At 67.9% G+C, this 15,060-nt stretch carries 12 protein-coding genes; 9 read left to right on the top strand and 3 right to left on the bottom strand.

All coding sequences use genetic code 11. The features are described 5' to 3' along the window. Nucleotides 1–100: 100 nt before the first annotated feature. Nucleotides 101–1,636 carry a histidine ammonia-lyase gene (gene hutH / locus BLS61_RS06900; protein ID WP_090429217.1) on the top strand — a complete coding sequence of 512 codons (1,536 nt, stop codon included), beginning with the start codon at nucleotides 101–103 and terminating at the stop codon, nucleotides 1,634–1,636. Between the two features lie 137 nt (nucleotides 1,637–1,773). After that, nucleotides 1,774–2,487 carry a histidine utilization transcriptional repressor HutC gene (hutC, locus tag BLS61_RS06895; protein WP_090429214.1) on the top strand — a complete coding sequence of 238 codons (714 nt, stop codon included), beginning with the start codon at nucleotides 1,774–1,776 and terminating at the stop codon, nucleotides 2,485–2,487. Between the two features lie 133 nt (nucleotides 2,488–2,620). On the opposite strand, the gene BLS61_RS06890 is transcribed toward hutC, so the two are convergent. The 3 genes from BLS61_RS06890 to BLS61_RS06880 all read right to left on the bottom strand — a co-directional run bounded on the left by BLS61_RS06890 (nucleotide 2,621) and on the right by BLS61_RS06880 (nucleotide 5,592). Next, nucleotides 2,621–3,280, bottom strand: coding sequence for an endonuclease (locus BLS61_RS06890; RefSeq protein ID WP_090429211.1), 660 nt, complete (start codon nucleotides 3,278–3,280; stop codon nucleotides 2,621–2,623). Between the two features lie 352 nt (nucleotides 3,281–3,632). Next, on the bottom strand, nucleotides 3,633–4,664 hold the full coding sequence (locus BLS61_RS06885) for an AraC family transcriptional regulator (RefSeq protein WP_090429208.1): 1,032 nt from the start codon (nucleotides 4,662–4,664) through the stop codon (nucleotides 3,633–3,635). 10 nt (nucleotides 4,665–4,674) lie between these two features. Continuing rightward, entirely contained in the window at nucleotides 4,675–5,592 is a 918-nt protein-coding gene (locus tag BLS61_RS06880) for a GGDEF domain-containing protein (RefSeq protein ID WP_090429205.1), read from the bottom strand. A 351-nt stretch (nucleotides 5,593–5,943) separates the two neighbouring features. On the opposite strand from BLS61_RS06880, the gene BLS61_RS06875 reads away from it, so the two are divergent. The 7 genes from BLS61_RS06875 to BLS61_RS23820 all read left to right on the top strand — a co-directional run. Then, a complete protein-coding gene (locus tag BLS61_RS06875) occupies nucleotides 5,944–8,454 on the top strand; it encodes a TonB-dependent receptor (protein WP_090429203.1) in 2,511 nt (836 codons plus the stop codon). 61 nt (nucleotides 8,455–8,515) lie between these two features. Continuing rightward, a complete protein-coding gene (locus tag BLS61_RS06870; protein ID WP_090429200.1) occupies nucleotides 8,516–10,471 on the top strand; it encodes a phytase in 1,956 nt (651 codons plus the stop codon). Between the two features lie 124 nt (nucleotides 10,472–10,595). Beyond that, a complete protein-coding gene (gene tolQ / locus BLS61_RS06865; protein WP_090429197.1) occupies nucleotides 10,596–11,306 on the top strand; it encodes a protein TolQ in 711 nt (236 codons plus the stop codon). Between the two features lie 10 nt (nucleotides 11,307–11,316). Further along, complete coding sequence (gene tolR / locus BLS61_RS06860) at nucleotides 11,317–11,766, top strand: protein TolR (protein WP_090429194.1); 450 nt, start codon at nucleotides 11,317–11,319, stop codon at nucleotides 11,764–11,766. Next, complete coding sequence (locus BLS61_RS06855; protein WP_090429191.1) at nucleotides 11,763–12,560, top strand: energy transducer TonB; 798 nt, start codon at nucleotides 11,763–11,765, stop codon at nucleotides 12,558–12,560. Before tolR ends, BLS61_RS06855 begins: the two co-directional genes overlap by 4 nt. A gap of 66 nt (nucleotides 12,561–12,626) precedes the next feature. After that, the gene (locus tag BLS61_RS06850; protein ID WP_090429189.1) at nucleotides 12,627–14,582 is read left to right on the top strand and encodes a PhoX family protein; all 1,956 of its coding nucleotides are present in this window, start codon (nucleotides 12,627–12,629) and stop codon (nucleotides 14,580–14,582) included. Between the two features lie 225 nt (nucleotides 14,583–14,807). Next, the coding region (locus BLS61_RS23820) for a helix-turn-helix domain-containing protein (protein WP_244157924.1) at nucleotides 14,808–15,060 on the top strand (253 nt) is incomplete at its 3' end.

The following is a 15,060-nucleotide window of genomic DNA, read 5'->3' as shown; positions in this document are numbered from 1 at the left end:
GCCCGATGGGCCGGCGCATCAATCACTGTACGTACCGCGACTTCAGCCATTATTCGGCTCTGCTTCGCCAGGCGCGATCTCACCCGTGGAAGAACAGAACATGAACACCCTGAACCTGAAACCCGGCCAGCTGACCCTGGCCGACCTGCGCGCCGCCTACCAGGCGCCCGTGCACCTGACCCTGGACGCCAGCGCCCACGAGGCCATCGACGCCAGCGTCGCCTGCGTCAACCAGATCATCGCCGAGGGCCGCACCGCCTACGGCATCAACACCGGTTTCGGCCTGCTGGCCTCGACCCGCATCGCCAACGCCGATCTGGAAAAGCTGCAGCGCTCGCTGGTGCTGTCCCACGCCGCCGGCATCGGCGAGCCGTTGAGCGATGCAATGGTGCGCCTGATCATGCTGCTCAAGATCAACAGCCTGGCGCGCGGCTTCTCCGGCATCCGCCGCAAGGTGATCGACGCACTGATCGCCCTGGTCAACGCCGAGGTCTATCCGCATATCCCGCTGAAAGGCTCGGTCGGCGCATCCGGCGACCTGGCGCCGCTGGCGCATATGTCGCTGGTGCTGCTCGGCGAAAGCCAGGCGCGCTACAAGGGTGAATGGCTGCCGGCCACCGAAGCGCTGGCCATCGCCGGCCTGGAGCCGATGACCCTGGCCGCCAAGGAGGGCCTGGCCCTGCTCAACGGCACCCAGGTGTCCACCGCCTACGCCCTGCGCGGGCTGTTCGAGGCCGAGGACCTGTACGCCGCCGCCAGCGTCTGCGGCGCGCTCAGTGTCGAGGCGTTGCTGGGGTCGCGCTCGCCCTTCGATGCGCGCATCCATGCCGCCCGTGGTCAGCGCGGGCAGATCGACGCGGCAGCGGCGTTCCGTCACCTGCTGGCTGACAGCAGCGAGATCGGCCGTTCCCACGCCGCCTGCGACAAGGTGCAGGACCCGTACTCGCTGCGCTGCCAGCCGCAGGTCATGGGCGCCTGCCTGACCCAGCTGCGCCAGGCCGCCGAAGTGCTCGGCGTCGAGGCCAACGCCGTATCGGACAACCCGCTGGTGTTCGCCGCCGAAGGCGAGGTGATTTCCGGTGGCAACTTCCACGCCGAGCCGGTGGCCATGGCCGCCGACAATATCGCCCTGGCCATCGCCGAGATCGGCTCGCTGTCCGAACGGCGCATCTCGCTGATGATGGACAAGCACATGTCGCAGCTGCCGCCTTTCCTGGTGGCCAATGGTGGGGTCAACTCCGGCTTCATGATCGCCCAGGTAACTGCGGCGGCGCTGGCCAGCGACAACAAGGCGTTGTCCCACCCGCACAGCGTCGACAGCCTGCCCACTTCGGCCAACCAGGAAGACCACGTTTCCATGGCACCCGGCGCCGGCAAGCGCCTGTGGGAAATGGCCGCCAACACCCGCGGCATCCTCGCCGTGGAATGGCTGGGCGCCTGCCAGGGCCTGGACTTCCGTGAAGGCCTGAAGAGCACGCCGGCGCTGGAGCAGGCGCGCCAGACGCTGCGCGCCAAGGTGCCGTACTACGTCGAGGACCGCTTCTTCGCCCCGGACATCGCCGCCGCCGACGAACTGCTGGCCGAGCGCGTGCTGACGCCGCTGCTGCCCGCCGGGATGCTGCCGTCGGTGGGCTGAGAACGGCGATAGCGTAGCCCGGATGCAATCCGGGGCCTTGATTTCGAGGCTCCCGGATTTCATCCGGGCTACGGCGCTGGGAGCCGAGCGCTTCGCTCCGCTATCATCCGCGCACCGGGCATTTCCAAGGAGCCGCCGTGACCAGTACCACCCCGCGCTACAAGGCCATCGAGGATTTCTTGCTCGAGCGCATTCACGGCGGTGCCTATCCGGTCAATCACCAGATTCCGCCCGAGGAGCAACTGGCGCGGGACTTCTCGGTCAGCCGCATGACGGCCAACAAGGCGATCCAGAACCTGGTGCAGAAGGGCTATCTGGTGCGCCAGGCCGGCCTCGGCACCTTCGTCACCGACCGCAAGGCCGAATCGCCGCTGCACGAGGTGATGAACATCGCCAGCGAAGTGCGCGGCCGCGGCCATGCCTACAGCAACGCAGTGGTGCGCTGCGAGGCCATCGCCGCCGATGACGAGGTGGCCCTGCGCCTGGGCCTGCGTCTGGGCGCCGAGGTGTTTCACAGCATCCTCGTGCACCTGCAGGACGGCCTGCCGATCCAGCTCGAGGACCGCTTCGTCAACCCGCGCTGGGTGCCGCATTACCTGCAGAGCGACTTCACTCAGGTGACGCCCAACGAGGTGCTGGTCGCCAGCTGCCCGATCTCGGATGTCGAGCATGTGGTCGAAGCGGTGCTGGTGGATGCGCGTACCGCCGAGCTGCTGCAGATCGACCCGGCCATGCCCTGCCTGAGCGTGATCCGCCGTACCTGGTCGGACGATCACCTGATCAGCTACGCGCGGCTGATCCACCCCGGCGATCGCTACAAGCTGCGTTCGCTGCATAAACGCAGAGCGTAGGGTGCGCGCGATTTGTAGGGTGCGCTGTGCGCACCAAGCACGCTGTAGTTCAGCAGACAGATCGGTGCGCACAGCCTGGGCGGCCCCGCGACACCCTACGGAGCGGCGTCGCGATATCGAACGCAGCGAGACTTCAATCGGCGATCAGCTGATCGACCAATGAGGGATCGTCGATAAAGCGGTTGCGCGTGCCCTGCAGCACCTCGATCTTGTCGTTGCGCGCCCTCTCTTCGGCATCCGGCGGGTCCATGCGGTGCCAGGCCTTGTACATGGGCACCAGGCCGACGATGGGCAGGCCGTATTCCACGTGCATGTAGAAGATCGCCCGGGCGATATTGCCCTTGGCTTCGTCGCGCGGTTCCACCAGTTGGAAGCTGGCTTTCATGTCGCAGCCGATATCGGCGAACTTGCTCGGCACGTCGTCGGCCAGCTCGGCGAACTGGGCGTTGCGGCGTGCCAGTTCGACGCGGGTCAGGGCCGGGTAGTGGTTGTGCAGGTCCGCCGCGATAAAGGGGTAGCGCGGATTCATGATGGTGCACTGGCGGTCGGTGACGCAGCGCAGCGCGCTCTTGAGCTGCTTGCTGCTGTAGATGGGGCTGGCGGTGAAGGTACTGCCGGGCGTGGTGAACGTCTGGCCGCAGTACAGCGAAGTTCCGCCTGCGCCGTAGAGGTCTTTCCAGAAGGCCTGTTCGATGGCCTGCTTGGGGTCGCCCAGCTGATTCTGCCCGCTGGCGACCGCGGGAAGGCTGATACAGGTTGCCAGGCAACCGAGAAGCAGGATGGCAGTGCGCATGATCGGCCCCAATGACCGCCGTTGACGGGGTCTGTTGTTTTTGTAGGACAAGGCGCAGTCTAGCAAGACGTCCGTCACAAAAAAACGTCGGGCACAGCCCGTGTAAGCCATGGCTTACAAAGGCTGCTGTCTATCGCCACTGTCGCAGGTACCGGCAGCGGCGTACTCTGCCGTGCATGGATTCAGCGCAGGAAGCGCCTAGAGAAACAGGGACCCGCTGGACAGCCACCAGGACGGTGTGCAGATCAAGGATGTCAGGACAACAGTCTGCAAGGCCCCGCAATCGCGGGGTTTTCTTTTTTGGGCGGTCGCCCGATTTCGCATTACCCCACCGACTCAGCCAACCGCTCGCTCAACCCAGCAGCTGACGCAGCGCGCTGGGCGACAGGCCGGTCCAGCGCTTGAACGAGCGGCGGAAGTTGGTGCTGTCGTTGAACTGCAGATAGGCCGCCACTTCCTCGTTGCTGTAACCCTTGACCCGGTACAGGTACAGCGCGATGTGCTTGCGCACCAGATCGAGCTGTTCCTGGAAATGGCTGTCGTGCTTGCCCAGCTTGCGCTTGAGGGTGGCCGGGCTCATGCCGAAGGCCTGCGCCACGCTGTCCAGGTTCGGGGTCTGGCGGATATGACTGCGCAGGTGGGCATACAGGCGATCCAGCAGGCTGGCGGAGAAGCCCAGCGCCTGCAATTGCGCCAGGCTCTGCTGTTCGGCCACCCGCCCGGCGGTGAGCGAGGCCCCCGGCCAGGGCCGCGTCAGGTATTCACGCGGCAGGCTCATCACGTCCACCTGGCGCGCGAACGCCACGTCCTCGCCCAGGTGCGCCCAGTACTGTTCGATGTAGCGCGGCTGCGCATGGGCGAATTCGAAATGCCAGGGCAGGCGCTCGCCGGCCAGCCAGCGGCTGCAGGAGGCCAGCGCGGTCATGCTCGCCTCGAGCAGAAAGCGCCGCTGCTCGCCGCAACCGCAGGCGTCCAGCCACACCACGTAGGCGCGCTGCTCGTCGAGCAGCAGGCGCGGAGCCAGCAGCGGGCTGAGCAGCGCGCGCAGGCGCACCAGCAGCTCCAGCGCCTGCTGCAGGTTGCCGGCCTGTTGCAGGGCCTGGCTGGCCGCGCCGTAGTGCCCTGGCAGCAGGCGCTGGCCGAACAGGAAGCTGCTGTCGTCGGCATCGAGCAGACGCCTGGCGTTGTCGATCATCTGTAGAAACTGCTGCGGGCTGATGCAGGCCTGGCCGCCGAGGATGTCTTCATGGAACAGGCCGCTACCGCGCAGCAGGCGGTGGCTGTCCAGATCGCGCGCCAGCGCCAGGTCGAGCAACAGCGCCGGCTGATGGTGGGCGGCGATGAAGCGGCTGTCGCGTTCGTACCAACTGCCCTTGATGGCCATGGCGGATTCCTCAGGCGCGCTTGACGGCGGGGGCTTGCTTGGCGTGCGCCAGGGCCAGGTTGAGGCGTCTGAGCAGGCTTTCACCATCCTCGTCCTGGGCCAGCACGCTGGCCACGCAGGCTGACAGCCGCAGGCGCTCGCCGTTGCGGCTGCTACGGTAGGCCAGGTGACGCACCGCCTCCTGCAATTCGCCGGCGATCTGCTGCGCCTGCTGCGCGCCGGTGGCTGGCAGCAGCGCGACGAAGCGGTCGCCGGCCAGGCGGCAGAGCAGATCCTGGCGGCGCAGGTTGAGCAGCAGCAACTGGGTCAGGCTCTGCAGCACCCGATCGCCCTCGGCGTGGCCATGCTCGCGGTTGAGACGGCCGAAACCGTCCAGGTCGAGAATCGCCAGGGCCAGCGGCTGGCCCTCTTCGCGGCTCTGCTGCAGGGCCTGCTGCACCTGCAGGCGCAGGTAGTCGGCGGTGCCCAGCGGGGTGAGCTTGTCGAACAGACGGTGTTCGCGAAACAGCCGCTCGCGCTTTTCCATCTGCGCGCTGATGGCCAGCTGCTCGCGGTGCCAGTGATAGATGCCCAGGGTCATCAGCACGAAGCCCACCGGCATCGGCCCGGACTCCAGCCACTTGTCCCAGCCGACGCCGGCCGGCAACTGGACGAACTCGTCCACCGAGTCCATCCACAGCGAGAAGAACAGGCAGGCCAGGCCGAAGAACAGCAGGTTGGTCACGCTGCCGGCCGGGCGGCTCTTCAGCAGCAGGCCGATCCACAGCAGCACCAGCAGCGCCGAGCCACCCTCGCCGAGGATGTCGGTCCAGTTCCACAGACTGGTTGGCTTGATGCTGCCGGCGATCAGGTGGGCGAGCAGGCCGAGGTTGGCCAGCAGCAACAGGCCGGCGAGTTTCCAGGCATGCAGTTTCAACAGGGGCGGCATTGGCGGGACTCCGCGGGCTTCGATGGCGGCAGCAGAACAGATGCCCGTGACACTTTGGTTGCAGCGGGGAGGTCGATTCGGCTCAGGGCAATTGCAGAATTTTTTGCTGCGCACGACCGTTGGGCGCGCCGCGCGCACCCACCACGCTGGTCGGCAGCCTTCACTCCCCGCTGCCAGAGCGTGCCGCATCGGGTCTTTTCGGCTCATAGCGCCGGGAAAACGCGGCGAAAAGTCCGTATCTGGTGGCCTTCGCCGCTGTGCTGTCACAGAAGCGTCATTCGCCGCACCTAGCTTGCGCCTCCATCGAGCCGGCCCCGTGCCGGTGGATTTCACTCTTGGGGAGAGCAGGCCATGCGCCTAGGTCACAGCAGGACCCGCCACGCGGGCTTTCGTATCAGCACTCTGGCACTGGCCATCGCCGCCAGCGCCGTCGCCCTGGCCGAGGAGCCGGTGCTACTCGAACACGTCGAGGTGGTCGGCCAGGCTGCCAGCATCGACAAGGCGCTGCAGGATCAGCGGCGCTCCGACAGCGTCACCAGCGTGGTGCACGCCGACGGCATCGGCCAGTTGCCGGACGACAACGCCGCCGAGGCGCTGCAGCGCATTCCCGGCCTGTCGGTGGAGCGCGACCAGGGCGAGGGGCGCTTCGTCAGCGTGCGCGGCATCGGCCCGGATCTCAACGCCGTGACCATCAACGGCACCCTGGTGCCGGCGCCGGAGAGTGATCGCCGCGCGGTGGCCCTCGACGTGCTGCCGGCCGAGCTGGTGCAGTCGCTGTCGGTGGTCAAGACCCTGACCCCGGACATGGACGCCAACTCCCTCGGCGGCACCGTACAGGTGGAGAGCCTGTCGGCCTTCGACCACGACGGCCTGTTCTACAGCCTCAGCAGCGAGGCCAGCTACAACGACAAGAGCGACCAGACCAGCCCGAAATTCTCCGGCGCCATCAGCGAGCGCTTCAGCCTCGGCGACGGCATCGACAACTTCGGCGTGGCCGCGGCGCTGAGCTGGCAGCAGCGCGATTTCGTCTCCGACAACCTGGAAACCGGTGGCGCCTGGGACTTCAGCGACGGCGCCCGGCTCGAGGAGCTGGAGCAGCGCGCCTACGACATCCGCCGCGAGCGCACCGGCCTGGGGCTGAACTTCGACTACAAGCCGGACGACGAGTCCAGCTACTACCTGCGCACGCTCTACAGCCGCTACAAGGACACGGAAACGCGCAACGCTGCCGGCGTCGAGTTCGCCGACGCGCAGTTGCCCGGTGAGACCGGCGAGGCCGAAGGCTGGCGTGAACTGAAAAGCCGCGAGGAAACCCAGCAGATCCAGTCTTACGTGTTCGGCGGCGAGCGCAGCCTGGGCCTGTGGACGGTCAGTGGCCAGCTTGGTTACAGCAAGGCCAGCGAAAAGACCCCGGAGGGCATCGCTGGCGCCACTTTCGAGGGCAACGACGACTTTGCCGGTGTCGGCTTCGGCGGCACGCGCAAGCCTAAGCTGAGCGTTGGCTCGGCCTTCTACGACCCGGCCAACTTCACCCTCGACGAGGTTGAGTGGGAGAAACAGAAGACCACCGACACCGAAAAGAACATCAAGCTCGATCTGGCCCGCGACTACGAGATGAGCGGCTATGCGGCGCAGGCCAAGTTCGGTGGCAAGCTCAGCCGGCGCAAGAAGGACAACGACTTGGAGGCCTGGGTCTACGAAGACCTGGGCGACTTCGGCCTGACGGACGAGCAGCTCAATCTCGGTCAGTTCGTCAGGGGTGAGCTCGACTACGGTCTCGGCCGCTTCGGGCCGGGCATCAGCGCCAAGGCCATCGAGCGCCTGCTCGCCGGGCTGAACAAGTCCGACTTCTATGACGAGGAGGAGTCGCGCATCAACGACTTCAAGATGAGCGAGGACATCAACGCCGCCTACCTGATGAACAGCGTCGACGTCGACGATTGGCGCTTCATCGCCGGGGTGCGCTACGAGGGCACCGAGTTCGAGGCCAAGGGCACCGGCCTGCGTGACGATGTCTATGAGTCGATCGACAGCTGCAAGCGCTACGACCACTGGCTGCCGGGCCTGCATGCGCGCTACCAGCTCGACGAGCACACGCAGATCCGCGCCGCCTGGACCCACTCGGTGGTGCGCCCGACCTTCGGCCAGCTGGCGCCGGGCTTCGTCATCGACGGCGACGAGGCCAGTTTCGGCAACCCGGACCTCAAACCGCTGGAGTCGAGCAACTTCGACCTCGGCATCGAGCGCTACCTGGGCCGCGCCGGGGTGGTCTCGGCCTTCGCCTTCTACAAGGACATCGACAACTTCGTCTATGCCACGGACCTGGCCGGCAGCGGCGCCTGGGTCGACTTCAGCGAGGCCAACACCTTCGCCAACGGCAGCAGCGCCAAGCTGTACGGCATCGAGCTGGCCTATTCGCAGAAGTTCGACTGGCTGCCGGCACCCTGGAACGGTCTGCTGCTGGGCGCCAACGCCACCTTCAGCCGCTCCGACGCACGCATCGAAGGCCAGGGCAGCAGGCGCAGCATCGACCTGCCCAATCAGTCCGACCAGGTCGGCAACCTGACCCTGGGCTGGGAGAACGACAAGCTCAGCCTGCGCCTGGCGGCCAACTACAAATCCAGGTACCTGGCCGAAGTGGCGGCAGTGGACGACAAGGCCCACGACCTCTACGCCGATTCGCAGCTGTTCGTCGACTTCAGCGCCGGCTACTTCCTCAGCGACAACCTGCAGCTGAAGTTCGAGGCGCAGAACCTCACCGACGAGTCCTACTACGTCTACACCGGCAATCGTCGCTACAACGCCCAGTACGAGGAATACGGCCCGACCTACAGCCTCGGCCTGACCTTCACCCACTTCTAATGCACTGCCCTGCGCGCCCGCCGGGCAGCGCAGGGCGACCCGAACAAGGATCGCCCCTTTGATGAACGCTGTATTTTCTCCCGCTCCCCTGGCCGTCGCCCTGCTTGCCGGCCTGCTCGCCCTTGGCGGCTGCGAGGCGCAGACCTCGGCCGTGCAGGCGGCCGCCGCGACCCCGGCGGCGCTGACGGCGCAGCCCTGGCAGCCGGCCGAGCGGATCGCCGTGGAAGACCTGCACCTGCTGGACCAGGCCGCCTTCTGGCCAGGCGCGCGCTACCTGCTCAGCAGCGAGAAGCAGGGCCTCTACCTGCTCGACGAGCAGGGCGCCAGCCTGGCCCATCTGCCCGGGCGTTTCGGCGCCCTGGATCAGCGCAGCGATGCCGAGGGCCTGCTGCTGGCCAGCGTCGACATCGACCGCCAGCAGCCCATGCTGGTAGCGCTGCGCGGCGCCGACCGGCGCTGGGGCGAGCCGGTGTTCCTGCCGCGTGCCAGCTTCAAGGTCGACGGCCTGTGCCTGTCGCGTGACGCGGCCGACAACCAGTTCCTGTTCCTGGTCGGCGAAGAAGGCATCGGCGAGCAGTGGCTGGTGGCCCAGGCCCTGCAGCCGCTGGCCGAGCCGCGCCTGGTGCGGCGCCTGAGCCTGCCGCCGGCCAGCGAGCATTGCCGCGTGGATGATGACGCCGAGCTGCTCTACATCAACGAGGAGAACGTCGGCCTGTGGGCCTACGCCGCCGGCGCCGAGGATGACCTGATCCGCCATCCGGTGGGCCTGCGCCAGCCGTTCGGTGATATCGCCGAGGCCATGGGCGGGATGGCGGTGGTGCCGGGCGGGGTGCTCGCCCTCGATCCCGAGGCCGGTGTGCTGCACCGCTACGCCCGCCAGGGCAAGGGCTGGCGCGCCGAGGCGCCACTGTCGCTGCCCGGGCTTCAGGAGCCGGAGCGCCTCAGCGCGCGGCCGCTCGAGGGTGGCCTGGAACTGCTGATCGCTGGCGATAGCGGCCTGTACCGCGCCCAGCTCGACTGGGCGCCGGACGCGCCGGCGCTGGCCGAGCCGTTGTCGGTGCTGACGCCGCTGGTACAGACCGACGAGGTGCCGAGCCTGGGCGATGCCGCCGACGACCCGGCGATCTGGCTGCACCCGGATGAGCCGAGCCGCAGCCGCGTGCTGGGCACCGACAAGCAGGGCGGCCTGCTGGTCTACGACCTGCAGGGCAGGCAGCTGCAGGACCTGCGCGTCGGTCGCCTGAACAACGTCGATCTGCGCGCCGGCTTCGACCTCGGTGGGCAGCGCGTCGACCTGGCCGTGGCCAGCCACCGCGACGGCAACGCCCTGCAGTTCTTCGCCATCGACCGCGCCAGTGGGGAACTCAGCGACCTCGGCCTGGCGCCGACGGCGCTGAGCGACATCTATGGCCTGTGCCTGTTCCAGCAGCCCGATGGGGTCATCCATGCGATCGCCAACGACAAGGACGGCACCTTCGTGCAGTACCGCCTCGACGGCAGCAGCGGCCGCGTGCAGGCCACCCTGGCGCGCCAGTTCAAGGTCGCCAGCCAGCCGGAAGGCTGCGTCGCCGACGACCGCAACCAGCGCCTGTTCGTCGGCGAGGAGGACGTCGCGGTGTGGACCCTGGATGCCCGCGCCGAGGCGCCGGCCGAGCTGCAGCAGGTGATCGCCGCCGGCGACAGGGTACGGGCCGATATCGAGGGCCTGGCCTTCTACCAGGGCGAGCAGCGCGACTACCTGGTGATCTCCAGCCAGGGCAACGACAGCTACGTGGTGCTCGACGGCCAGGCGCCCTACACCGTGCGCGGCGCCTTCCGCATCGGCCTGGACGCCGCGCGTGGCATCGACGGCGTGTCGGAAACCGACGGCCTGGAAGTGACCTCGGCCAACCTTGGCGGCCCCTGGAGCCAGGGGATGCTGGTGGTGCAGGACGGCCGCAAGCGCATGCCCGAAGGCCGGCAGAACTACAAGTACCTGCCCTGGAGCGCGGTGGCCGAGGCCCTGGGCCTGGAATAGACGCATGAGGGGCGCAAAGCTCGCGGCTAAAGCCCCTCCCACGGCGGCGAGGCAATTTCGCCGGTAACCGCAATAGAAAGGGCGCCTGCCACCCATGGCGGGCGCAGCAAACAAGGAGTCGAAGATGCACAGTTCACTCGAACAGATGACCGTCTGGGGTCTGGTCAGCGAGGCCAGCGTCCTGGTGCAGGCGGTGATGCTCAGCCTGGTGCTGGCGTCGCTGGTCAGCTGGTATTTGATCGTCCGGCGCAGCGCCGTGCTGCGCCGCAGCGAGTGCGAGGCGAAAGTCTTTCTGCAGCGCTTTCGCGGCAGCGCCGAGCTGGCCCAGCTGCAGCGCGAATGCGCCGTCGACGCGGATCAGGACGCCGGCGTGCAGCAGCTGTTTCAGGCCGGTTACGGCGAGTATCTGCAGCTGCAGCGCGAGCCCGGCATCGCCGCCGACGCGGTGATCGAAGGGGTCGAGCGCAGCCTGCTGGTGGCCATCGCCGAACAGGAGGAGCGCCTGGAAAAGGGCCTGCCGCTGCTCGCCACGGTCGGCTCGGTGAGCCCCTACGTCGGCCTGTTCGGCACCGTCTGGGGCATCATGAACTCCTTCATCGGCCTGTCGCAGGTGCAGCAGGCGACCCTCTCCACCGTCGCCCCGGGTATCGCCGAGGCGCTGATCGCCACCGCCATCGGCCTGTTCGCCGCGATTCCCGCGGTGATCGCCTACAACCGCTTCTCCGCGCGGGTGGCAGGCCTCGGCGCGCGCTACTACAGCTTCGCCAATGAACTGCAGGGACGCCTGCAGCGCCGGCTGCACAGCAGCGCCAGCCGCGTCGCCGCAGCGGCCTGAGGGGAACGTCATGCGCAGGCCGCAGAGCAAGCATGGCCCCAAGGCCGAGATGAACGTGGTGCCCTACATCGACGTGATGCTGGTGCTGCTGGTGATCTTCATGGTCACCGCGCCCATGCTCACCCAGGGGGTGCAGATCGAGCTGCCCAAGGTCGCCGCCGAGGCGCTGCCCAGCGATAACCAGCAGCGCATCCTCACCCTCTCGGTGCAGGCCGACGGCAGCTACTACTGGAACCTCGGCAGCGAGCTGGACACCGAACTGGGCGCGGCCAGCGAGCAGGCGGTGGACCTGGCGGTGATGAGCGCGCGGGTGGCTCAGTTGGTCGCCGAGCAGGGCGACACCCAGGTGTACATCCGCGCCGACCAGGCCGCCGACTACGCCAGCGTGGTGGCCGGCATCGCCGCCCTGCAGCAGGGCGGGGTGCGGAGTCTGGGGCTGGTCACCGAGGCGCCGCAATGAGCAGCCTGACCCTGCCCGCCGAGTACGCCATGCGACGCCCGCTCGTGGCCCCGGTGCATTGGCGCCGTCGTTGTGGCGCGCTGGCGGCCACCGTCGCGCTGCACCTGGGGCTGGGCGCACTGCTGCTCGCTCACTGGCAGGTCGGCGAGCCTCCCGCACCGCAGATCAGCACGGTGCAGCTGCAACTGCTGACCCTGGCCCCGCCGGCGCCGCCACCGCCGCCCGTGGCGCTTGCCGAACCGCCAGCGCCGGCGCAGCCGGTACAGCCCGATCCGGCCATCGAACGCCAGCGTCTGGAACAGGCCGCCCTGGCGCGCAAACGCGCCGAGCAGCAGCGCCTGGAACAGGAGCAGCAACGCCAGCGCGAAGCGCAGCGGCGTGAGCAGGAGCGTCAGCGCCGCGAGACCGAGGCCCGCGAACAGCTCGAGCAGCAGCGCCAGGCCGAGGCCCGCGAACAGGCCGAGCGTCAGCAGGCGGCCGCGGCAGCCGAACGCGCACGCCAGGCCGAGGCAGCAGCAGCCGCCAGCCGCGAGTTCCTGCCGATTGCCAAGCAGGCCCCGGCCTACCCACAGCGCGCCCTGGACAAGGGCCTCGAAGGCCAGTGCACGGTGCGCTACCGGGTCAACGAGCAGGGCCGGGTGGAAAACCCCGAGGCCGAACCCGACTGCCACCCGCTGTTCGTCCGCCCCTCGCTGAACGCGGCGAAAAGCTTTCGCTACCAGCCACGGGTGATCGACGGCCGCGCCGTGGCGGTGGAGAGCGTCAGGAACACCTTTACCTACCGCATCGAATGACGCCGCTCCTCAATCCCTCCGTAGCCCGGATGCAATCCGGGAAAACCAGCCAGTTCAGAGAACCCGATGAAGCACGATCCGCAGGACTTTCACCAACGCCTCGAAGCTCACGACGACCAGTCGATCAACCCCAGCGCCAACCCACCGCTGGCGACGCTGATCGACCCCACCCGGCGCAACCTGCTCAAGGGCGGCCTCGGCCTGGCCGCCCTGGGCCTGTTCGGCGGCAGCCTGGCCGCCTGCAGCAAGGCCTCGGCCAGCCCGCTGCTGAACTTCACCAGCGTGCCGCTGCAGTTCGATCCCCAGTTCGACCAGGTGCTGGTGCCGCCGGGCTACCGCGCCGTGCCGTTCTTCTCCTGGGGCGATGCGGTGGAGCCCGGCGCGCCGGACTGGCACCCGGACGCCAGCGACGACTGGCCGGCCCAGCTCAAGCAGGCCGGCGACAACCACGACGGCATGAACTTCTTCCCCTTCGAGGGCGAAGAGGATCGCGGTCTGCTGGTGATGAACCACGAGTACGTCAACCCGCCGTTGCATCCGTCCGGGGTGATCGACCAGTCGCGACCGCGGCCTCTGGACGAGGTGCGCAAGGAGCAGGCCGCCCATGGCGTTTCGGTGATCGAGGTGAGAAAAGGTTCGGACGGCCAGTGGCACAGGGTGATGGATTCGCCCTACAACCGGCGCATCAGCATGCTCACGCCGATGCGTCTGGCCGGGCCGCTGGCCGGACTGGAGATGATGAAGACCGCCAGCGACCCCGCAGGCCTGACGGTGCTCGGCACCCTGAACAACTGCGCCACCGGCGTTACGCCTTGGGGCACCTTCCTTACCTGCGAGGAGAACTGGCACAACTACTTCATCAACCGCGATCCCGCCGACTATCAGCAGCGTGTGTCGCACAAGCGCTATGGCCTGGCCAGCACCGGCACCAGCAAGAACTACGCCTGGGAAACCGCCGACCCGCGCTTCGACGCTACGCCCTATGCCGACCAGCCCCACGGCGGCCACGTCAACGAACCGCACCGCTTCGGCTGGGTGGTGGAGATCGACCCCTTCGATCCCGGCGCGCAGCCGATCAAGCGCACCGCCTTCGGCCGCTTCAGCCGCGAATGCGCGGCCCTGGCCCTTGGCGAGGACGGGCGCATGGCCTTCTATTCGGGCGACGACGCCCGCGGCGAGTACGTCTACAAGTTCGTCCCCAGCGGGCGCTTCGACGCCGCCAATCCTCGCGCCAACCGCGATCTGCTGGATGCAGGCACGCTGTACGCCGCGCGTTTCGATGCCGACGGCAGCGGCCAGTGGCTGGCCCTGGTGCACGGGCATAACGGCCTGAGCGCCGAGCACGGCTTCGCCAGCCAGGCCGAGGTGCTGCTCAACGCCCGCGCCGCCGCCGACCGCGCTGGCGCCACGCCCATGGATCGCCCGGAGTGGGCGGCAGTGCACCCCAGAACGCGCGAGGTCTACGTCGCCCTGACCAACAACGACGGCCGTGGCGACAAGCAGCCCACGGACGCCGCCAACCCGCGCCCGCACAACCTGCACGGGCAGATCCTGCGTTTCAACGAGCAGGGCGGCGACCCGACCGCCACCACCTTCACCTGGGAGCTGTTCCTCCTCGCCGGCGAGGCCAGGGGCGCGCGGACTGCCGAGGGTGGGCCGGTACCGGCCAATCTCACCGGCACCATCGATGGCGACGTCTTCTCCTCGCCGGACGGCCTGGCCTTCGACGCCGCCGGGCGGCTGTGGATCCAGACCGACTACGACGACGAGGAGGCGCCGATGCAGGGCATGGGCTGCAACATGATGCTCTGCGCCGACCCCGCCACCCGCGAGGTGCGCCGCTTCATGGTCGGCCCGCGTGGCTGCGAGATCACCGGCCTGGCCTGGAGCCCGGATGGCAAGGCGATGTGGGCCAATATCCAGCACCCGACCCTCAGCTACCCGGCCAGCGACGGCCACAGCCGCCCGCGCTCGACCACCGTGCTGGTGACCCGCATCGATGGCGGAGTGATCGGCAGCTGATCGCTGTCCATAGGCGCACGGGCGGATGGCGACTCCAGGTCCGGGGGCGCCGCGCGCACCAATGCTCCACCGCCCTGGCCGTTGCGCACAGCGCACCCTAGATGGATGGCAACCAGATCCGTAGGGTGCGCCACGTGTTCAGCCGGGAGACATAGGTAACGGGTGTCGGGAGACATAGGTAACGCATTTAGGCTACCGGTGTTCATCGAATCGGGAGATCGAGAGATGCCGTGGCCGGAGCGCAGCACTATGTCGATAAGGCGAGAGTTTGTTCTGTTGGCGGGGCAGCCCGAAAGTAATGTGCGGGAGCTCTGTCGGCGATATGGCATCAGTCCTAGAACTGGCTACAAATGGCTGGATCGGTACCGTGAGCATGGCGATGCCGGTTTGCAGGACCGGTCCCGGCGTCCCCTGAGCAGCCCAGGGCGCAGCGATCCGAGGCTGGAGCAAGCGGTGGTGCAATTGCATCACCGCTATC

The sequence above is a fragment of the Ectopseudomonas guguanensis genome (assembly GCF_900104265.1).
Taxonomy (GTDB): Bacteria; Pseudomonadota; Gammaproteobacteria; order Pseudomonadales; family Pseudomonadaceae; genus Aquipseudomonas; species Aquipseudomonas guguanensis.
This window is presented reverse-complemented; position numbering and strand designations above follow the sequence as displayed.